We start from the raw sequence: 17,363 nt of genomic DNA on the forward strand, positions 1-17,363 counted from the left end.
TTTAAGCACTTTTAGATCCTCACTAACCCTCTTTAAAAAGGCTATTAATTAACCAGATATTGCTTAACATTTGCGAGCCTGATATTTATTGATGACAAAAGCTAGCAGTAAAAATACAGGGTTGGGATTAGTGTAGACACGGAGCGGCTTGTCGTCTAGACATCACTCATAAAATGATTGTGGAAAAACATGGTTGTCAAATTAGCGTCAAGTCCGAACTTGGCAAAGGCACAAAATTTGACAATTCATGTAGTACTGCCTAATTAGCTTTAGGACTTACACAAAACTTAACCAGGTAGGGGTACTCGCGCAGGATATTGCCCTTACCTGTAAATCCTGGTTGTGGTTATTGTTTGCGTAAGCCGTAAGCTTAATCAAGAAACCTCTTTTAACTCTTCAGCTTTTACACTTTTCCTGCCACAACCAAGTCTTTCTTCAAAAGTTCCACTGCTGCTTGATATTGCAGATCCGCTTCAGTACCAATCTGTTCGCGGTTAATTGGATCTTGGGAAATCACTTTATCTGGCTTAATACCTAGTTTGTTAATATCCCGGTGTTGAGGAGTTTCATACTTAGCAATTGTGACTGCCAACCCCGAACCATCTGATAATTCAAATAAAGATTGAATTAAACCCTTACCAAAAGTGGTTTCACCTACCAACTGGGCACGACCGTTATCTTGGAGTGCGCCAGCCAGAATTTCGCTAGCACTGGCAGTTCCTTGATTCACTAAAATTACCAGAGGATCGTTCGTCAGGGCTGGCCCAAAGGCTTCGAAACTACCCTGAATGCCTTGTCTATTCACAGTGTAGACAATAGTACCAGTATCTAACCACTGACGGGCAATTTCAATTCCTGATTGCAATAATCCCCCAGGATTATTTCGTAAATCTAGAATGTAGGCAGCAGCGCCTTTTTTTTCTAGACTAGAAATAGCGTGTGCCAATTCCGTTGAGGCGTTGGCATTGAATTGAGTGAGACGTAGGTAGCCAATAGATGTACCTTCAGTGGAAACACGCAATTCTGAAACCACAGGGTTAAGAGCAATGCGATCGCGCGTTAATCTAATTTCCGTTTCTGGCTCTCCATCCCGTTCGATGAGGAGAGTAACAAGGCTGCCACTAGGGCCCCGCATTTTAGTTGCAGCTTCATCTAGGGTAAGATTTTTTGTGGGCACGCCTTCAATTTTAAGAATGCGATCGCGTGGTCTAATCCCCGCTTTATCTGCTGGTGAACCTGCTATAGGAGCCACTACTTCCAACTTCCCAGTCTCAGGATTCAGGACAATTTGCAATCCTACCCCAGTCAGTTCCCCAGAGGTATTGACCTTTAAGCTGCGGTACTGTTCCGGGTCTAAAAAGCGGGTAAAAGGGTCATCAAGGCTCTTGAGCATCTTCCCAATTGCCGCATAACTGGCATTTGCGTCTGTAAGCGGCTTCTCTAGAACCTTTTGCCGCACAGCCGCCCAGTTCTGATGATTAAAAGTCTCATCTAGATAAGTGCGATTAACAATTCGCCATACTTCGGAAACCAGCTTTTGTTCCCCCGTTAAAGCCACCGCAGGCTGGGTCAGCGTACCAAACGCCAACCAAAACGCCATTAACAACGAAAATCCAACCCGAAAGACTTGTTTGTTCATGAACCCCATTATCAATTCCACCTCAACCCAAATTGCCTAGAAATGCTCAGTTGTCCTGTTGTTGATGAAATCTATCTCTCGATTATGTTACTTTTTTTATAGAAGTGGTGCATTTCTCTCATCAAGTTGTTCAGTCAACTGATGCGTTGTATCCACTCACGAAAGGATAAAATCTACTTTGTGTCCACCATTTTCTGTGCAGGGGCGTAAAGAGATCGCAATATATTCCTTCTTTACAGAGTGTAAAGTTTCTGAAGACTCTTAGCACGCTGAAAGCTGACAAGCAAACGAAATAAACTCGTCTTTACCAAAATCCCAAAATTGCTAATTGGGAGAGAAGTCATAAGAGGCGGCTTATGAGAAGTCCATAGACAATTCTGTTGTTACCCTAGCCTGCGGCAACCCCTTGGGCGAACCCGCAGGATGCCGAGGCTTGGAACCATCAGAATTTTAGTCGCCGATTTAGAGCTTCGGGATTTATCAACCGCAACCGACTTTTAGGAACTTGAGATTGTATGGCCAACGTTTACGACTGGTTTGAGGAACGCCTGGAGATTCAGGCACTCGCTGAAGACGTTACTAGTAAGTACGTCCCTCCCCACGTCAACATCTTCTACTGCTTGGGTGGTATTACCCTGGTTTGCTTTCTCATCCAGTTTGCCACTGGATTTGCCATGACGTTCTACTACAGGCCAACAGTCACTGAAGCGTTCTCCTCAGTGGAGTACATCATGAATGAAGTAAACTTCGGTTGGCTAATTCGCTCCATCCATCGCTGGTCTGCCAGCATGATGGTGTTAATGATGATTTTGCACGTCTTCCGGGTTTATCTCACAGGTGGTTTCAAAAAGCCCCGTGAGTTGACCTGGGTCAGCGGTGTGATCCTCGCTGTAATTACAGTTTCCTTTGGAGTCACTGGCTATTCCCTACCTTGGGATCAAGTTGGCTACTGGGCTGTAAAAATCGTTAGTGGCGTACCAGAAGCAATTCCCGTAGTTGGCGTTCTGATCTCCGACCTGCTACGCGGCGGTTCAAGTGTTGGTCAAGCAACACTAACTCGTTACTACAGCGCACACACCTTTGTGCTGCCTTGGTTGATTGCAGTCTTCATGCTGTTTCACTTCTTGATGATCCGCAAGCAAGGCATTTCCGGGCCTTTGTAATCTCAATTATTAGCGAAAGGCAAGATTTGTCAGTTTTCAGATGAAGTTGTTTGTTTTAAACTTATGAAACACAATAAATTTAATTGCACATAAGTTCCAAAAATAAACACTTCATCTGAAGCCTAAAGCTGTAAATTCCTTCCAGGCGGATAACCGTAGACAAACAAAACGCTGCTTTTTGCCTGCTAGGTTTGCCTAGTAGCTGATAGCCTTCACAAATGCTTTAATTTAACTTAAGCAGGAGAGCACATTTCAAAATGGCAACACAAAAAAAACCTGACCTGAGCGATCCTCAGTTAAGAGCCAAACTCGCTAAAGGCATGGGTCACAATTACTATGGTGAACCCGCTTGGCCTAATGACTTACTTTATGTCTTTCCAATCGTGATCATGGGTTCCTTCGCTGCAATTGTGGCTCTAGCTGTGCTAGATCCCGCAATGACCGGTGAACCAGCAAATCCTTTTGCCACACCATTGGAAATTTTACCAGAGTGGTATTTATATCCAGTCTTCCAAATTTTGCGATCGCTTCCTAACAAACTTTTAGGAGTGTTAGCAATGGGTTCTGTACCAGTTGGGCTAATTCTCGTTCCTTTTATTGAGAACGTCAACAAGTTCCAAAACCCCTTCCGCCGTCCAGTTGCAACCACAGTCTTCCTCTTTGGTACTCTTGTCACAGTGTGGCTGGGTATTGGTGCTGCCTTGCCATTGGATAAATCTTTGACCTTGGGACTATTCTAAATTAGTCACCACAAAGTGCTTTGACGCCTGTGAGTTTCAAGAGCATATTACAGATATGTTTTTGGAAGAAATCTACAGGCGTCAATTTTAATAGTTCAGATTGCATTCGGGATCTGGAGTTTTGGATTGAAAAGCTATCCCAAAATCTAAAATCACCAAAATTCATCAAATATAAACATTTTTCACTTAATTAACGTAAGTTGCTAGTTACAACGCTATAAATGCCAAAATCGTTCATGTTTTGTATTTTGGTAGATAAAATATCTCAATTTAGATTTTTCTACATCAGAACAATTTGGCGAATCATGCAAAATTTAATAACTAGCAACTTGGGTTTATTTATATTTAAGTCACAGTTAATGTTTACTATAGTGCAGCAAGACCATCTGAAGGTTAAGAGCGAACTCAGCCTCCTAAACCAGGTGCAAGAATGGTTCGAGCAATTTTGTCTGCAACATTTGTCTCAACTTGGCTGGTCAAAAACCCAACTCGATCGCCTCAATTTAGCATTAGCAGAAGGTTTTACCAACGCTGTTCGTCACGCTCATCATGCTTTACCCCCAGAAACAACCATTGAAATTAACGTTGATCTGTGGATCGATCGACTAGAGATTAGAATTTGGGATTATGGAAAACCTTTCAATCCTGATGCGATCACAGAGCCAGCGCCAGGTACTCTACAAGTAGGCGGGTATGGATGGTTCCTCCTCCGGCGGTTGGCAGATCGTGTTGTATACGAACGTGGTGCAGATGGCAGAAATTGCCTTCTCATCGTCAAATACTCTGTAGAAGCACAATAACAAAGGTGAAGTTAAACTATTGACTTCAAAACAGAAGTATGAGCAGAAAAACTCTCTACTATAAAATGTAGTTACTTGATTGATAAAAGTATACTCCTTTTTCAATATGATTTGAATTGGAGTAATGTATTTTTTGCGTACAATTGCTTAGTTATTATAATTTTTTTGTAAAATCCCAAAAATATTTTTGTATAAAAAGAATTAGTGAATACAGTAAAGATAGCATTCGAGTTATATTAGCTCCCTTGTTAAGATTTGTCAGCAGTGTTGAGAACCGGAATGTTTGTTCTCCAACAACTGCTATTTAGTCCTTAAAGAGATAGAGATAATAGGGGACAGATTATGACTAAAACAGCCCTAATTACAGGAATAACTGGTCAAGATGGCTATTATCTCAGCCATTTGCTCCTCAACCGTGGTTATAGAGTTGTAGGATTAGTACCTCCCCATCGACAACCTAATTTGACAAAGCTGGGAACACTGGCGAATAAGGTAGAAATTTTTACAGTTGACTTGAGGGATAGCGGGGCGCTGTTGACCGCAGTTGAGCAACTACGTCCCCAAGAAATTTACAATTTGGCGGCTCCCAGTTTTGTACCCGACTCTTGGAACGACCCATTAGGAACCCTAGATTTGATCACTGGTACAGCTACCAGACTTTTGGAAGCAGTACGACAAGTTGGTTTGTCTACCAGATTTTATCAAGCCAGCAGTTCGGAAATGTTTGGCGATGTATTTAGTTCGCCTCAAGATGAAGAAACGCCTTTTCGTCCCAAAAATCCCTATGCTGCGGCCAAGATGCACGCCCACTGGACGATGGTACATCACAGACAGCGCTATGGATTATTTGCCTGTAGTGGAATTTTATATAACCATGAGTCTCCTCTACGCGCACCTCAGTTTGTAACCCGAAAAGTTTCTTTGGCAGCTGCATCAATTAAATTGGGTTTAACTGACACCTTAGAAATAGGTAATTTAGATGCCAAACGTGATTGGGGCTTTGCGGGAGATTACGTAGAAGCTATGTGGCTCATGTTGCAAGTCGATGAACCAGAAGAATATGTGATTGGCACTGGTAAATTGCACAGTGTTAGAGATTTAGTGGCCACAGCTTTTGAGTCTGTCGGATTGGATTGGACGCGCTATATAGTTTTAAATACCAGTTTATTGAGACAAGATGAGCATTTTCAACTAGTAGCTGACCCCAGTAAAGCTAAAATAAATCTTGGCTGGGAACCGCAAGTGAGCTTTGAGGAACTTTTAGAAAAAATGGTAAATACAGATTTAGAGCGGTTACAAAGCGGTGCGATCGCGCCCTTAACCCAAGTATAAATAACCTAATATGCATATTACTAAAGTGACACAAAACCTAAAGGTAGGTGATAAATTTAACCAAAAAACTAACCATGTCTTCGTGTTTTTAGAAATTTTTGCCCACGAAGGTGGTATTCAATCATATATAAAAGATATTTTCCGCGCCTATCTGGAATTGAGCCAAGCTTACAAGGCGGAAGTTTTTTTGCTACGAGATAGCCCTGATAGTTTAAATCCATTTGAAGCTGAGAACCTAAAATTTCATTACTTTAAAAGTCAGTCTCCTCATTTGGGGAGATTGCAAATGGCAGCAGCTTTACTCAAGTGTCTGTTGCAAAACCGTCCACAGCAAGTTTTCTGCGGTCATATTAACTTAGCAGTATTAATCCAAACTCTTTGCCAGCCCTTGGGGATTCCTTACACCGTGCTAACTTACGGCAAAGAAGTCTGGGAACCTCTAAAAAATCAAGAACGTCGCGCCTTGACCTCAGCAGATAAAATTTGGACAATTAGCCGTTACAGCCGCGATCGCGCTTGTCTTGCCAATGATCTAAACCCCAAAATGGTAGAGATGATGCCTTGTGCAATTGATGGGGATAAATTTACTCCTGGTTCCAAGCAGCCAGAATTTGTTCAGAAATATGGCTTAACTGGTTCTAAGGTGTTAATGACAGTAGCACGGTTATGGTCAGGGGATATTTACAAGGGTGTAGATGTCACAATTCGGGCATTACCACAAATTGCTCAGGTTTTCCCAGAAGTGAAATATTTAGTAATTGGTCGAGGTGATGACCAACCACGATTAGCGCAGCTAGCTGCATATCTAGGTGTGAGCGATCGCGTCGTCTTTGCGGGTTTTGTTGCTACAGAAGAATTAATGGAACATTACCGCCTTGCTGATGCCTACATCATGCCTTCGCAAGAAGGCTTTGGCATTGTTTATCTAGAAGCAATGGCTTGTGGAGTACCGGTGTTATCTGGTGATGATGATGGCTCGGCTGACCCTTTACAAGATGGTAAACTAGGGTGGCGAGTACCACACCGCAATCCTGATGCTGTAGCAGCAGCTTGTATAGAAATGCTTCAAGGGGATGACCAACGATGTGATAGACAGTGGCTGCGAGAACAAGCCATCGCTCTGTTTGGCATAGATGCCTTCCAACAGCACTTGCAAAAAATGCTTCTATCCTCAGTTTTGAGTCCCAATAACAAATGACTAAAATCGCTATCCTAGAAGGAGAGCAGGACGACGTTTAAAAAATGAGCTTTAAGTCATTTCAATTGAATCTTTTAAATCTCCGACCTTGGCTCACCCTGCTGGCAGTTGTTTGGTTGCTAGCATCACTGGGCTTGGGTTGGTTGGTTAATTCGTTGCTAATTATTGTCGGGTTGCTGTTTTTAGCACCCATTGTGGCTTTTTTTGGCTTTCGTTGGTGGCTGCAACGCAACTTGGTTGCTGACCAGTGTCCCGTCTGTAGATATGAATTTACGGGTTTAAATAACAGTCAATTACAGTGTCCTAATTGTGGGGAGTCGCTTTTAGTACAAGATAGTCATTTTCAGCGCTTCACACCAGAAGGCACAATTGATGTCACTGCTGTCGAAGTTCCAGCCAAATCACTGGAAGATTAGTCAAGGGTCATTAGTCATTAGTAAAACACAAATGACTAATGACTATTTATTGTGTTGCGAGATTGAGAGACTGTAGTTATGCTGCTGCTGAGATAGTTCGCCCACATATACCGAGTATCTTCCTGCCTGCCAGTAACCAGATTGTTCTGGCTTGCCTCCAGAGTAGCTATCTGCCATTACACAAAAACGTCCCCCTGGCCCGTCGATCAACAGCGTTGGCTTCCCTTGACTTTCTACTGTTAATCGTAAATAAGGTAGTGACTCTGTAACCTGAATAACTTGACTAGGTTCAGTAGTAATATTGCCACAATTGCTTTTGACAGTTCCCCCAGACTTTCCGTTCAAAACCAGTGGATCTGGCTGGAAAGTCCGATTTATTTGGACATTTGGTGTCTGTGCCAAATTAGCCTCAGTAAAAACCATGCTCATCACCAAAGATATGGGAAGAATTGCAAGTAGCCGAAGCGTTTTCATTTTAATTAATGCTCCAGATTTTTTAGAGCAATTATTGTTATACAGTCTAATTTAATAGACGATATCAATTTATCTTGGTTCCAAAAGCTGCCGTATAACCTAATACCATTAAATTAAAAATTGTTTGTGAAGATGGGATGTAGAGCTGTCGCCAAGTAAAGGCTTTAGAGCTGATTCGTAAAGAAAATCTAAAGAAAACTGAATCCGGTTTTGTTCAGGTTATAGGCTAAGTCGAGTGTAATTTATGTTGTAGTCGATGAGCCGTCTACCTGCGATTGAAAATCCACAGCGTAAACCCTACCCAAGTGATTTAAGCGATGCCGAATGGTTAATTATCAAGCCCTTTCTACCAAAACCTAAAGGGTTTGGGCATCCTGTAGAAGTAGATTTACGAGAAATTTTGAATGCTATTTTCTATGTGCAACGTACCGGGTGTCAGTGGGAAATGCTACCCCATGATCTTCCACCTTACACAACAGTATACGGCTACTTTCAGAAATGGCAGCGCAAAGGAATATGGCAGAAAATTCACGACCAAGTGCGCCATCAACTGCGACAAGATTTGGGCAGAGACGAACACTCTAGCGTTGCGATCGCCGATTCTCAGTCAGTGAAGACAACGGAAAAAAGGGGAAGTCTACGGTTTCGATGGTGGTAAGAAAGTTAAAGGCCGTAAGCGACATATAGTTGTGGATTCTCAAGGTTTGTTGATTGGCGTTTTAGTGACTGAAGCTAATGCGTCGGAACGTTTGGGGGCTGTGGTTGTACTCCATGAATCGGCTCAGGAATTGTCTAAATTGGAAGTTGTTTGGGTAGATCAAGGCTATTCTGGTGAAAACTTTGCTCAAGCTGTCAAGCAAGTTTGCGGAGAACAGGTTCGTGTTGAGGTGATTGAGAGAATATCGAAAACATTTGAACGATTACCCAAGCGGTGGATTGTGGAAAGGACATTCGGCTGGCTCAATCGATTTCGGCGTTTGAGCAAGGATTATGAGTTGTACACAGAGATCAGTGAAGCCATGATTTACGGCTCATTGATTCGTCTGATGGTAAAACGAATGGCAGCTTAATCTTTTGTTTACGAATCAGCTCTTACATTTATCCTGCAAATTAACTCATATATCATGATGGCTGGCGATCGCTTCTCTACTAAAATATTTAACCACCAGTAGAATAGGTATTTGCCTAAAAAGTCTTATTTTTTACATTTTGAGATGTAAAATTACTGGGGAAATTAAATAAATTACCAGACAATAACAAAAAAACATAATTTTTACCTGTCAGAAAGGTATTGCACACACAGACATTAGCTAAAATCACTAAGACAACCACCAAAAATAGAATTTAATTGGTCTGTTGTCGAATAAATATGCTAACTGAGGTAGATAAAGATTTATGAATCCTCAACCAGAAGAAGACTTACAGCGTCGCCTCGATAAGTTAGAGGCAGAGATTAATTCCGCACCTGGGGCGGTTACTCAACCACAAGGACAAAAACAGATGCCTCAGCCTGTTTTTGCCAACTTGAGCTTGCAACTGGAGCGATTTAAGATTTGGTTCAACGGCTTATCTGGGACAAAAAAGCTGGTAGTTTCAGGTGTGACGGTGCTAGTAGGCTTGGCGATGCTGCAAGCAGTATTTAAATTAGTTGCATCTGTAATAACTCTGGCACTTTTGGCAGCGTTAGTGTATGTTGGATACAAATTTTTTGTGTCTAGTAGCTTTCAACGTAAGCAATAGTTGATATGCAATTACTTGGCAATCTGCCCGGAGTTATGAAAGTTAGAAGCCATAATACAAAAGGTTCTTGACTCATAAACTCCTAAATTCTATTTCAATATGCTTTTCTTATTGCTGATTAGCTGAGTCTATTTTAATTGTGCCGATCGCGGCGTAAAAATAATATCAAAGGGAATTATCTGATGACATCACCAATTGTGAGGAGAAGTAGTAATCAATCTGGTCAGTCAAAAGAACCGGAAAGAGCCAGTTCAATGTTGCTAGCAAGTAGGCGGTTTGCTGCTTGGGCGGCTGAAATCACATTAGTGGTTGCCAGTGGGTTGATTCCCTTTGGCATTGGTGTTTATGCGAATTCTAGAAGCGATCTTAACCGAGTACCTCTTAACCCCGTGCTGGTAGTTACAGAAAGGGCGATCGCTAGACCCCTAGCTCTGCCTGTGAGCTATGGTATCCGTAACGTCGCATGGCCAACTAATATTTTATGGACAATCGCCCTGTTAGCGCCTGTAACTCTCTCATGGTGGCAATTGTATTTACTGGCTAAAACTGGTAGAACAATCCCGAAACGTTGGTTCAAAGTGCGGGTTGTCAACAACCAAGGGAAGCCTCCCGGATTGGGGGCTGTTGTCATTAGAGAAGGAGTTGGACGTTGGACTGTACCTATTTCCATCGCCTATCTGCTGTGGCGCTACAGCTTTGCTTTTCCTAACTTAGGATTATTCACATTTTTGTCTTTATTAATGATTGTGGGTGAAGGGATCGGCTTACCGTCGCACCGGGGTCGTCGCGCCCTGCACGATCAACTTGCAGGCACTTATACAATAGATACGACTCGTCCTTTACCATCCTCACTCTTAGCTAACAACAGACAAGCTCAATCTGCTGGCGGTAATAATGAAGCAGAAGGGCAAGAAGAAGAATTAACGGCAGCCGAAACCAACCATTCACCCAACCTGTGGCGGCGGATACAGCAAAATCCTAACCTGACTTTGTTTGGGGTAGGACTAACGAGTATGACGGCTGTGTTGGCAACTTTAATCGGCACTCAAGTTTATATCCAAATTCAACAATCACAGCGAGCAACTAAGCAAATTAATAGCCAACAGTTCCTCGAACTTGTCAAACAATTAACTCCGAACTCTGGGGCGACTAATGAGCAACGCCAAAGTGCAATTCTGGCTATGGGTGGTCTTAACGATCCACAATCCATAAAATTTCTGGCGGATTTATTGGTTAGCGAAACCAACCCCAGCCTCCTGGATACCATTCAACAATCTTTGACAACTGTCGGGCCCCAAGCTATCCCCGAATTAAAAAATAAGAATCAGTTTTTGGTTAGCGAACTGGAGTCTGTGGGCAGTGCTGCAACAAAAGAGCGGGAATTGCGACAAGGGCGGCTACAAAGAAACCAGAGAACAATCAACAAAATTCTCTCTGTATATAGCGGAAAAATGGAAGGCGTTGACCTAAGTAGTACCCAATTAGGTCAAAGCGGTACTCCAGGTAGTTCATTCTTCAACTTAGTACTAGACAACCTTGATTTATCAGGAGTTAAGTTTAAATCTGCAAATCTCAACCAAGCTAGCTTTAAGAGTAGCCGCTTTCGAGGTGTGGGTGAAGATGGACGTTGGGATACCTATGATGATGTAATAGCTGATTTAAGCCAAGCTCAGTTGCAGCAAGCTAATCTTACTGATGCTAACCTCAGTCGTGTCTTGATGAACCGGATCGATTTGAGCCGCGCCACTCTCAACAGAGCCAACTTATCCAACGCGCGTTTATATGACGCAAAACTCAACAGCACCCAATTAGTAGGAGCCGATCTGCGAAACGCAGTTTTGGAGAGAGCCAGCTTAACTGGGGCTGATTTAGGTGACGCTAAATTGAACGAAGCCAATCTTTACGCTGCCCGTTTAGGTCGTGTCACTGCTATAGGAACACAATTATCCTTTGCCAACTTAACTAACACTGATTGGCAAGGAGCAGATTTATCAGGAGCCTATTTGGATCGTGCTAATCTCAGCAATGCTAATCTCAGCGCCACTCGTCTTGCTGGTGCTGTTTTGCGTTCTGCTCAGATGGAAAACGTTAACTTACAAAATGCTGACCTGAGTCTTGCAGATTTACGGGGGGCAAATGTAGCAGGAGCAGACTTTAAGGGAGCAATTCTCGCCCCTAGCAAAGAAGATCCAGCAGATCAATTTGTCAAAACCCCAGATTTAGGCTCAGTATCTGCCGTAGTCCAAGGGGTTGATTTTTCTCAAGCCAAAAATTTAGATTCCAAGCAATTAGCATACATTTGTACTCAAGGGGGCATTCATCCTCGTTGCCCGTAGAATAGAGGGAGGGAGCAGGGGAGGCAGGGGGGCAGGGGAGCAGGGGAGGCAGAGGGAGACAAGGCGAATAACCAATGCCCTATACCCAATGACTAATGACTAATGACTAATTGGTGTGAGGAGTCGATTATGAAGTATATTCCATATTTTGTTTCAGTTTTAGGGGCTGGCTTGATTTTGAGTCTGGTGACTACTAAACCAGCACAAGCTCAAGTCGCTTATGGCAGTTATGTAGGTATAGGCCCCACTGTTGGTTTTACTGATGGTATTCAATTCGGGGGAGTAATAGCTGGGCGCTACAAGCTTTTGGAAGCACCGCTTTCACTCCGTGCCCAAGTATTAATTGGTAATAATACGGCAGTTGTGCCAACGGTTTCTTACGATTTTCCCCTTAACTGGCAAGCTGATGCTTACCTTGGTGCTGGATTAGTTTTGGCTGGTGGTGGTGGATCTTCTCCTGTGGGCGACAAAATCAGCTTTGCTTTACAACCAGGCATTGATTATATGATCCCAAATAGCAATACTGTCCTTTTTGGCAACGCCATCATTGCTTTTGATGCCTACCGTGATAGTGGTGGTACAGCTATCTCTGTACAAGGTGGTGTTGGTTTGAGATTTTAATGGGCAAATAAAAACCCTACTGCGATCGCTATCCCTAAGAAGCGTTAAACTTCATTGCAAATTAAGAAGTTAGTCCGAACAACATGATAATTTTTTGTCATGAAGAGAAATAGCACAGGATTAACACAGGAGAACACAGTGGCAATGGAATCAAATTTATTAAGAGATGCGGGCGCAGATGAAGTGAATCAAGATTTCAGTGAATATGTCGCCAACCTGCAACTTCACATGACTCTGCAAGCTCGCAATCTTGTTCCATCCCTGAAACAAACAATGGTAGATAGTCGCCAGCAATTACTCCATCAAACCCAAGCCCACTTTGAAAAGCTAGTTTCTCGACAAGGGCTGTAAATATATACAAGTTTTAATCAAAATTCAAATAAAATAAAGGCAGATGTTGTTACGTTAACGCCAATGGTGTTCTTACAAGGTCTGCTTTTCTGCTTTTTTAAGTATTAAATTACTCAAATCACACTTTTGACGCACTAGTAAAGGGCAGAAAGCAGTTAATATTATTGCAGCAGTTCCTTTGAAGAGCAGTTAGTTAAGGCTAAATAGCGGCTCGAATAAAAATGACTTCATTACTTCCCAGAAACCTCAGCGTTGTTATCCGACCAGTCCAATACCGGGATCTGGACGGAATTGAGCGCATAACTCAAGAGTCATTCGCAGCCCTTACTCCCCAGGGAGCAGGTTTTGCCATCAGCCAGATGCTCATGCTGCGTCGCTGGTATGGATTACTTAAGTTTTTGAGTTGGTTTCCTAACCCACTCCAGTATCGCCTCTGTGCTTATGTCGCAGAGCAAGGGCGGATACTTCTAGGAATGATTCAAGTGTCACCCTTTAACCGGACACGCAGTACTTGGCGCATCGATCAAGTGCTGTTAGAGCGTGGTGTCGATAAACAAGGAATTGGTTCGCAACTTTTGCGCCATTGCTTTGAATCGATTTTGGAAGCTCGGACTTGGCTACTAGAAGTTAACATCAACGATATTGAAGCACTGGCACTATATCGGCAAAATGGATTCCAGCGTCTGGCAGAAATGACGTATTGGGAAATTGGGCCAGAATTACTGGCTGAATTGGCGCAAGCAGAGCCAGATTTACCCAATCTTTTGCCAGTGAGTAATGCTGATGCTCAGTTGCTATATCAACTAGATACGGCATCTATGCCACCTTTGGTACGTCAGGTTTTTGACCGCAATACCCGCGACTTCAAAACCAGTTTATTCGGCGCTCTGACTGATGCAGTGAAGCAATGGCTGACGAAAACAGAAGTAGTCAGTGGTTATGTATTTGAACCCCAACGTAAAGCTGCGATCGGCTATTTTCAAGTGCAACTTGACCGGAAGGGAGAAGTTCCTCACTCTGCAACCCTGACAGTTCATCCTGCTTACACCTGGCTGTATCCAGAATTGTTATCTCAACTGGCTCGGATTGCCCAAGATTTTCCTCAGCAAGGGTTACAACTAGCCTCCTCTGACTATCAGGCAGAGCGAGAAGAGTATTTGGAAAGAATTGGCGCAAAACGCATAAAACATACATTAGTTATGTCTCGCTCTGTATGGCATAAGCTACGGGAGTCCAAATTCGTCTCCTTAGAAGGAATTCAGTGGACTGATATGCTGCAAGGTTTACAACCAGCACGTAAACCTATACCAGGTGGAATGTCATGGATACAACCAGGAAAGCTGCCATCGTCAGATAAACCACTGCCAATTAAGTCAGAACCAATTAACTTTTCGGTAAAAAACCCAAGCATCGAAGCATCGCCGATCCCTGAATCAGCAGATGCAGAACAGGAGAATTAGTGATATCCCAGGAGCAGCCAAAACCCTTTATTTCAGCCTTGGGACTAGATTTTGGTCGCAAGCGGATTGGTGTGGCTGGGTGCGATCGCACGGGTTTAATTGCCACTGGGATCACCACAATTGAGCGCACATCTTTTGAGCAGGATGTCGAGCAAATCCGGCAAATAGTTAATGAACGCGAGGTGCAAATCCTAGTTATGGGCTTACCTTATTCAATGGATGGCTCTATAGGATTTCAAGCGCGTCAAGTTCAAAAATTTACTACAAGACTTACTAAAGCCTTGAAACTGCCTGTAGAATATGTGGATGAGCGATTAACTTCATTTCAAGCAGAGCAACTGCTGATTGCTGAAAACCGCTCCCCATCACGCCATAAAGGTTTGATTGACCGCAAGGCAGCCGCTTTGATCTTGCAGCAATGGCTGGATGTTAAGCGTGCTAATTCTCGCAGTTCAGTTGCGGCTATTGAATATTGATACCTTTTAACATGATATTCTGAAAAACGATTAGCTAGCAGTTGTATCTACGTGTAAAGCTATTTTGTTGACAGAAAATATCATTAAATAGTTAAGCGATTTCTCAACTTGCTGGTATTTATTAAATTTTTACATTTCGGCTATGTTTTCTCCTCCATTTCCTGAAGAAAATGATAATGCTCATGCGGGTTCCATCACTTTAACCGATGAAAAAGGGCGATCGCTCGACTGTTATGTAGAGCATTCCCTTGAGGTAGATGGACAAGAATACGTTTTACTTCTTCCTGTAGACTCACCTGTAGAGATTTTTTCTTGGGAAGGTGACGATGAGGAAGAAGAAGCAGTTTTGGTAGAAGACGACAACATTATTGAGCAAATTTTTGCCACTGCCCAAGCTGTACTATCTGAGCAGAATCTGATATTGAAGAACACAGCTTATGCTTTGACAGTTGCAGGTGATTTACCGCCAGTTGAAGAATCAGAACTCTTCACCTTAGAAATTGAAGACGAAGAGGCAGATTTAGATCCAGAGCAATTACAGCTACTTGCTAGCTTCTATGATGAAGATCAGGAGTATGCAATTTATACACCCCTCGATCCCCTGTTGTTTTTTGCACGGATAGCAAAAACAGGTGAACCGGAATTACTCTCTCCAGAGGAGTTTCGCAAAGTGCAACCCCTGTTAGAGGAACATCTTTTTAATGAAGTAGAATAAAAATAAAAATTCAAAATGTTACATTTTCATTTTGAATTTTTATTGTAATCGAAATCTACTTAAACCTTTTACCATATCCATTAAATCTGGAAGCAATGAAACATTGACACAAAATTGGGGTAGTTTGTGTTATTTAAGATTCTGAAAAAAGCATTTTGGCAAGGATTTTTAATCAAAAATCAAAAGTTACCATGAGGTGCTGAAAATAACTTATAGCGACTTTACATTAAGTAAATTTAAAAAGTCATTCAGCATCCGCATTGATGAATAAACTGATTTATGTGCCGACATAGAACTTTTACAGGCAAGCGAGAAACTCCTAAATTCTTTAGAAAAAACTACACAACTAGCTTTATCAATTAATAATGAAAAAGCTCGTTCAGAAATGATTATCACTCCGATCTTGTTGGAGGTAAGACGTAGGGCTAATTATAAAATTAGTTTATTTTCGGGCGCAAATTTTAATGTAGTAGGATTTATCGAAAACTAAACGCGGTAGAGGCAATTCATGAATTGCGCCTACCTGAAAATAAGGGTTTTGGCTATTTTTTGCGTCAGTCCTGTGTAGATGCAGAAAACGGCTTGGATAGCTATTGTGACTTTATCATCAGTCGTTCTAAAGAGCAACTAACAATTAATGTGCCTGTGATGGCTATTATTAAAGTCAAAAATGAAAATATTAAAAGTGGATTAGATCAATGTGCGGCGGCAATTTTGGCAGCATAATTATTTAATCAACAAGAAGGAAATGAAATTAACAAAATTTCTGGCGTGGTAACAAGGGGCGATATTTGGAGTTTTTTAAATTAGAAGAAAACTATAGATTTATTGATTTGAGTAATTATTACATCAAATAAATAGATAAGAAGATATAGGACTCATATTTGATTGCGTGAAAAAACTACGTACAACTCAAAAAGCCTTCTTTTCTATTGCCTCTTGCCTTTCCACACAAGATAAGTATAGCTACGCCACGCTGCGCGAACAAAAATCAAAGTGGATTCCTATGTTAGGGATTTTATCTCAAAATGTTCAGGGAGATATTCTAAGATTGAGTTCGACTAACTAAACTATATTGGGTTATGCTCATTTGTCTGAGCTATTTAAATTTGACTGCTGACTATGGCCTGGAACAACCTTTTGCAACCTGACTTGATTTTAGAAGGTTCAGTGTTAAATATAACACCAGATATTATCCAAAAATACGGGCTGAAAGGGCTGGTGTTGGATGTAGACGAAACCTTAGTACCCTTTACAGTAGGGATGGCTTCGCCAGAACTACGAGAATGGGTGGAGCAAATTCGCACCTGTACTGCATTGTGTTTGGTAAGTAATAACCTGAGTGAAGCACGAATTGGGGGAATTGCGCGATCGCTCAATTTACCTTACTATTTGGGTGCAGCCAAGCCCTCTCGACGCAAAATTAGGGCAGCAGTCAGAACAATGGATCTACCAGTGCATCAAGTAGGAATGGTAGGCGATCGCTTATTTACCGATGTCATAGCAGGTAATCGCCTGGGGATGTTTACCATTTTAGTTGAACCGATTGTCCATGCCGATGCAGCCCTGCGCTCTCATCCCGTTCGCAACTTTGAAGTTTGGATATCTGAAATCTTAGGAGCCTCTATTACCCCCAAGAAAAGCAAGATTCACAAAACTTGAAAAATCGTCAGGAAAGTAAATCTAAAGAAATGCTTAAGGAATCTTACTGGAAGCTCAAAATCGGGGATCATAAGTATTAATAACATGGGGTCAGCCAAAAAAGACCCTAACTCATACTAAGTAAATATACTTCGTAAAGCGTCAACCTTCACTATAGAGGGATTGGCGCTTTACAATTTCTTTAGTCATTAGTTCTTTGTCCGTTGTCATTTGTCAGTTACTAATAGCCAAAGGACTAAT

17 protein-coding genes and 1 pseudogene are annotated in these 17,363 nt (G+C 42.1%); 16 read left to right on the forward strand and 2 right to left on the reverse strand.

Going from position 1 to position 17,363, the window contains the following annotated elements:
• Positions 1-403: 403 nt before the first annotated feature.
• The gene (gene ctpA, locus FBB35_RS17875) at positions 404-1,648 is read right to left on the reverse strand and encodes a carboxyl-terminal processing protease CtpA (RefSeq protein ID WP_174710777.1); all 1,245 of its coding nucleotides are present in this window, start codon (positions 1,646-1,648) and stop codon (positions 404-406) included.
• Positions 1,649-2,154: 506 nt separating this feature from the next.
• Between ctpA and petB the strand changes: the two genes are divergently transcribed.
• From petB to FBB35_RS17905, 6 genes are all read left to right on the forward strand, one after another.
• Entirely contained in the window at positions 2,155-2,802 is a 648-nt protein-coding gene (gene petB, locus FBB35_RS17880) for a cytochrome b6 (RefSeq protein WP_012407121.1), read from the forward strand.
• Positions 2,803-3,059: 257 nt separating this feature from the next.
• Positions 3,060-3,542: a cytochrome b6-f complex subunit IV gene (gene petD / locus FBB35_RS17885; protein WP_174710778.1), complete on the forward strand. Its 483-nt coding sequence runs from the start codon at positions 3,060-3,062 to the stop codon at positions 3,540-3,542.
• Positions 3,543-3,901: 359 nt separating this feature from the next.
• Positions 3,902-4,342, forward strand: coding sequence for an anti-sigma regulatory factor (locus FBB35_RS17890; protein ID WP_174713687.1), 441 nt, complete (start codon positions 3,902-3,904; stop codon positions 4,340-4,342).
• A 342-nt stretch (positions 4,343-4,684) separates the two neighbouring features.
• Positions 4,685-5,674 carry a GDP-mannose 4,6-dehydratase gene (locus tag FBB35_RS17895; protein ID WP_174710779.1) on the forward strand — a complete coding sequence of 330 codons (990 nt, stop codon included), beginning with the start codon at positions 4,685-4,687 and terminating at the stop codon, positions 5,672-5,674.
• Positions 5,675-5,684: 10 nt separating this feature from the next.
• Positions 5,685-6,872 (forward strand): glycosyltransferase family 4 protein, encoded by a 1,188-nt coding sequence (locus FBB35_RS17900; protein ID WP_174710780.1) that lies wholly within the window; start codon positions 5,685-5,687, stop codon positions 6,870-6,872.
• Positions 6,873-6,916: 44 nt separating this feature from the next.
• Positions 6,917-7,288: a hypothetical protein gene (locus FBB35_RS17905; protein WP_012407126.1), complete on the forward strand. Its 372-nt coding sequence runs from the start codon at positions 6,917-6,919 to the stop codon at positions 7,286-7,288.
• A gap of 42 nt (positions 7,289-7,330) precedes the next feature.
• Here the strand turns inward: FBB35_RS17905 and FBB35_RS17910 are convergent, their stop codons facing one another.
• A complete protein-coding gene (locus FBB35_RS17910) occupies positions 7,331-7,762 on the reverse strand; it encodes a hypothetical protein (RefSeq protein ID WP_174710781.1) in 432 nt (143 codons plus the stop codon).
• A 256-nt stretch (positions 7,763-8,018) separates the two neighbouring features.
• On the opposite strand from FBB35_RS17910, the gene FBB35_RS17915 reads away from it, so the two are divergent.
• The 10 genes and pseudogenes from FBB35_RS17915 (at position 8,019) to FBB35_RS17960 (ending at position 17,123) form a co-directional block, all read left to right on the forward strand.
• A protein-coding gene (locus FBB35_RS17915) for an IS5 family transposase (RefSeq protein WP_174710782.1) occupies positions 8,019-8,832 on the forward strand; the annotation gives its coding sequence in 2 pieces (ribosomal slippage) (positions 8,019-8,386 and positions 8,385-8,832; 816 coding nt in all).
• Positions 8,833-9,157: 325 nt separating this feature from the next.
• Entirely contained in the window at positions 9,158-9,502 is a 345-nt protein-coding gene (locus FBB35_RS17920) for a hypothetical protein (RefSeq protein WP_174710783.1), read from the forward strand.
• Positions 9,503-9,684: 182 nt separating this feature from the next.
• Positions 9,685-11,838, forward strand: coding sequence for a pentapeptide repeat-containing protein (locus FBB35_RS17925; protein ID WP_174710784.1), 2,154 nt, complete (start codon positions 9,685-9,687; stop codon positions 11,836-11,838).
• Positions 11,839-11,967: 129 nt separating this feature from the next.
• The gene (locus FBB35_RS17930) at positions 11,968-12,459 is read left to right on the forward strand and encodes a hypothetical protein (RefSeq protein WP_174713688.1); all 492 of its coding nucleotides are present in this window, start codon (positions 11,968-11,970) and stop codon (positions 12,457-12,459) included.
• Between the two features lie 144 nt (positions 12,460-12,603).
• Entirely contained in the window at positions 12,604-12,810 is a 207-nt protein-coding gene (locus FBB35_RS17935; protein WP_174710785.1) for a hypothetical protein, read from the forward strand.
• A gap of 221 nt (positions 12,811-13,031) precedes the next feature.
• Positions 13,032-14,270, forward strand: a complete 1,239-nt coding sequence (locus tag FBB35_RS17940; RefSeq protein ID WP_174710786.1) for a GNAT family N-acetyltransferase — start codon at positions 13,032-13,034, stop codon at positions 14,268-14,270.
• A complete protein-coding gene (gene ruvX / locus FBB35_RS17945; protein ID WP_174710787.1) occupies positions 14,270-14,746 on the forward strand; it encodes a Holliday junction resolvase RuvX in 477 nt (158 codons plus the stop codon). The genes FBB35_RS17940 and ruvX overlap by 1 nt, the downstream gene beginning before the upstream one ends.
• Positions 14,747-14,888: 142 nt before the next feature.
• Complete coding sequence (locus FBB35_RS17950) at positions 14,889-15,461, forward strand: DUF3727 domain-containing protein (protein ID WP_174710788.1); 573 nt, start codon at positions 14,889-14,891, stop codon at positions 15,459-15,461.
• A gap of 205 nt (positions 15,462-15,666) precedes the next feature.
• Positions 15,667-16,318: pseudogene (locus FBB35_RS17955) on the forward strand (hypothetical protein).
• Between the two features lie 265 nt (positions 16,319-16,583).
• Positions 16,584-17,123 carry a YqeG family HAD IIIA-type phosphatase gene (locus FBB35_RS17960; RefSeq protein WP_174710789.1) on the forward strand — a complete coding sequence of 180 codons (540 nt, stop codon included), beginning with the start codon at positions 16,584-16,586 and terminating at the stop codon, positions 17,121-17,123.
• The last annotated feature ends 240 nt before the right edge of the window (positions 17,124-17,363 follow it).

This window comes from Nostoc sp. TCL240-02 (assembly GCF_013343235.1).
Classification (GTDB): Bacteria; Cyanobacteriota; Cyanobacteriia; order Cyanobacteriales; family Nostocaceae; genus Nostoc.

Bases quoted from the DNA above. Each gene is read 5' to 3' on its own strand.
- FBB35_RS17900 (WP_174710780.1), top strand. From the start codon at position 5,685: ATGCATATTACTAAAGTGACACAAAACCTAAAGGTAGGTGATAAATTT.
- FBB35_RS17930 (WP_174713688.1), top strand. From the start codon at position 11,968: ATGAAGTATATTCCATATTTTGTTTCAGTTTTAGGGGCTGGCTTGATT.
- FBB35_RS17925 (WP_174710784.1), top strand. From the start codon at position 9,685: ATGACATCACCAATTGTGAGGAGAAGTAGTAATCAATCTGGTCAGTCA.
- FBB35_RS17905 (WP_012407126.1), top strand. From the start codon at position 6,917: ATGAGCTTTAAGTCATTTCAATTGAATCTTTTAAATCTCCGACCTTGG.
- FBB35_RS17890 (WP_174713687.1), top strand. From the start codon at position 3,902: ATGTTTACTATAGTGCAGCAAGACCATCTGAAGGTTAAGAGCGAACTC.
- FBB35_RS17950 (WP_174710788.1), top strand. From the start codon at position 14,889: ATGTTTTCTCCTCCATTTCCTGAAGAAAATGATAATGCTCATGCGGGT.
- ctpA (WP_174710777.1), bottom strand. From the start codon at position 1,648: ATGGGGTTCATGAACAAACAAGTCTTTCGGGTTGGATTTTCGTTGTTA.
- FBB35_RS17910 (WP_174710781.1), bottom strand. From the start codon at position 7,762: ATGAAAACGCTTCGGCTACTTGCAATTCTTCCCATATCTTTGGTGATG.
- FBB35_RS17940 (WP_174710786.1), top strand. From the start codon at position 13,032: ATGACTTCATTACTTCCCAGAAACCTCAGCGTTGTTATCCGACCAGTC.
- petB (WP_012407121.1), top strand. From the start codon at position 2,155: ATGGCCAACGTTTACGACTGGTTTGAGGAACGCCTGGAGATTCAGGCA.
- FBB35_RS17920 (WP_174710783.1), top strand. From the start codon at position 9,158: ATGAATCCTCAACCAGAAGAAGACTTACAGCGTCGCCTCGATAAGTTA.
- FBB35_RS17935 (WP_174710785.1), top strand. From the start codon at position 12,604: ATGGAATCAAATTTATTAAGAGATGCGGGCGCAGATGAAGTGAATCAA.
- petD (WP_174710778.1), top strand. From the start codon at position 3,060: ATGGCAACACAAAAAAAACCTGACCTGAGCGATCCTCAGTTAAGAGCC.
- FBB35_RS17960 (WP_174710789.1), top strand. From the start codon at position 16,584: ATGGCCTGGAACAACCTTTTGCAACCTGACTTGATTTTAGAAGGTTCA.
- FBB35_RS17895 (WP_174710779.1), top strand. From the start codon at position 4,685: ATGACTAAAACAGCCCTAATTACAGGAATAACTGGTCAAGATGGCTAT.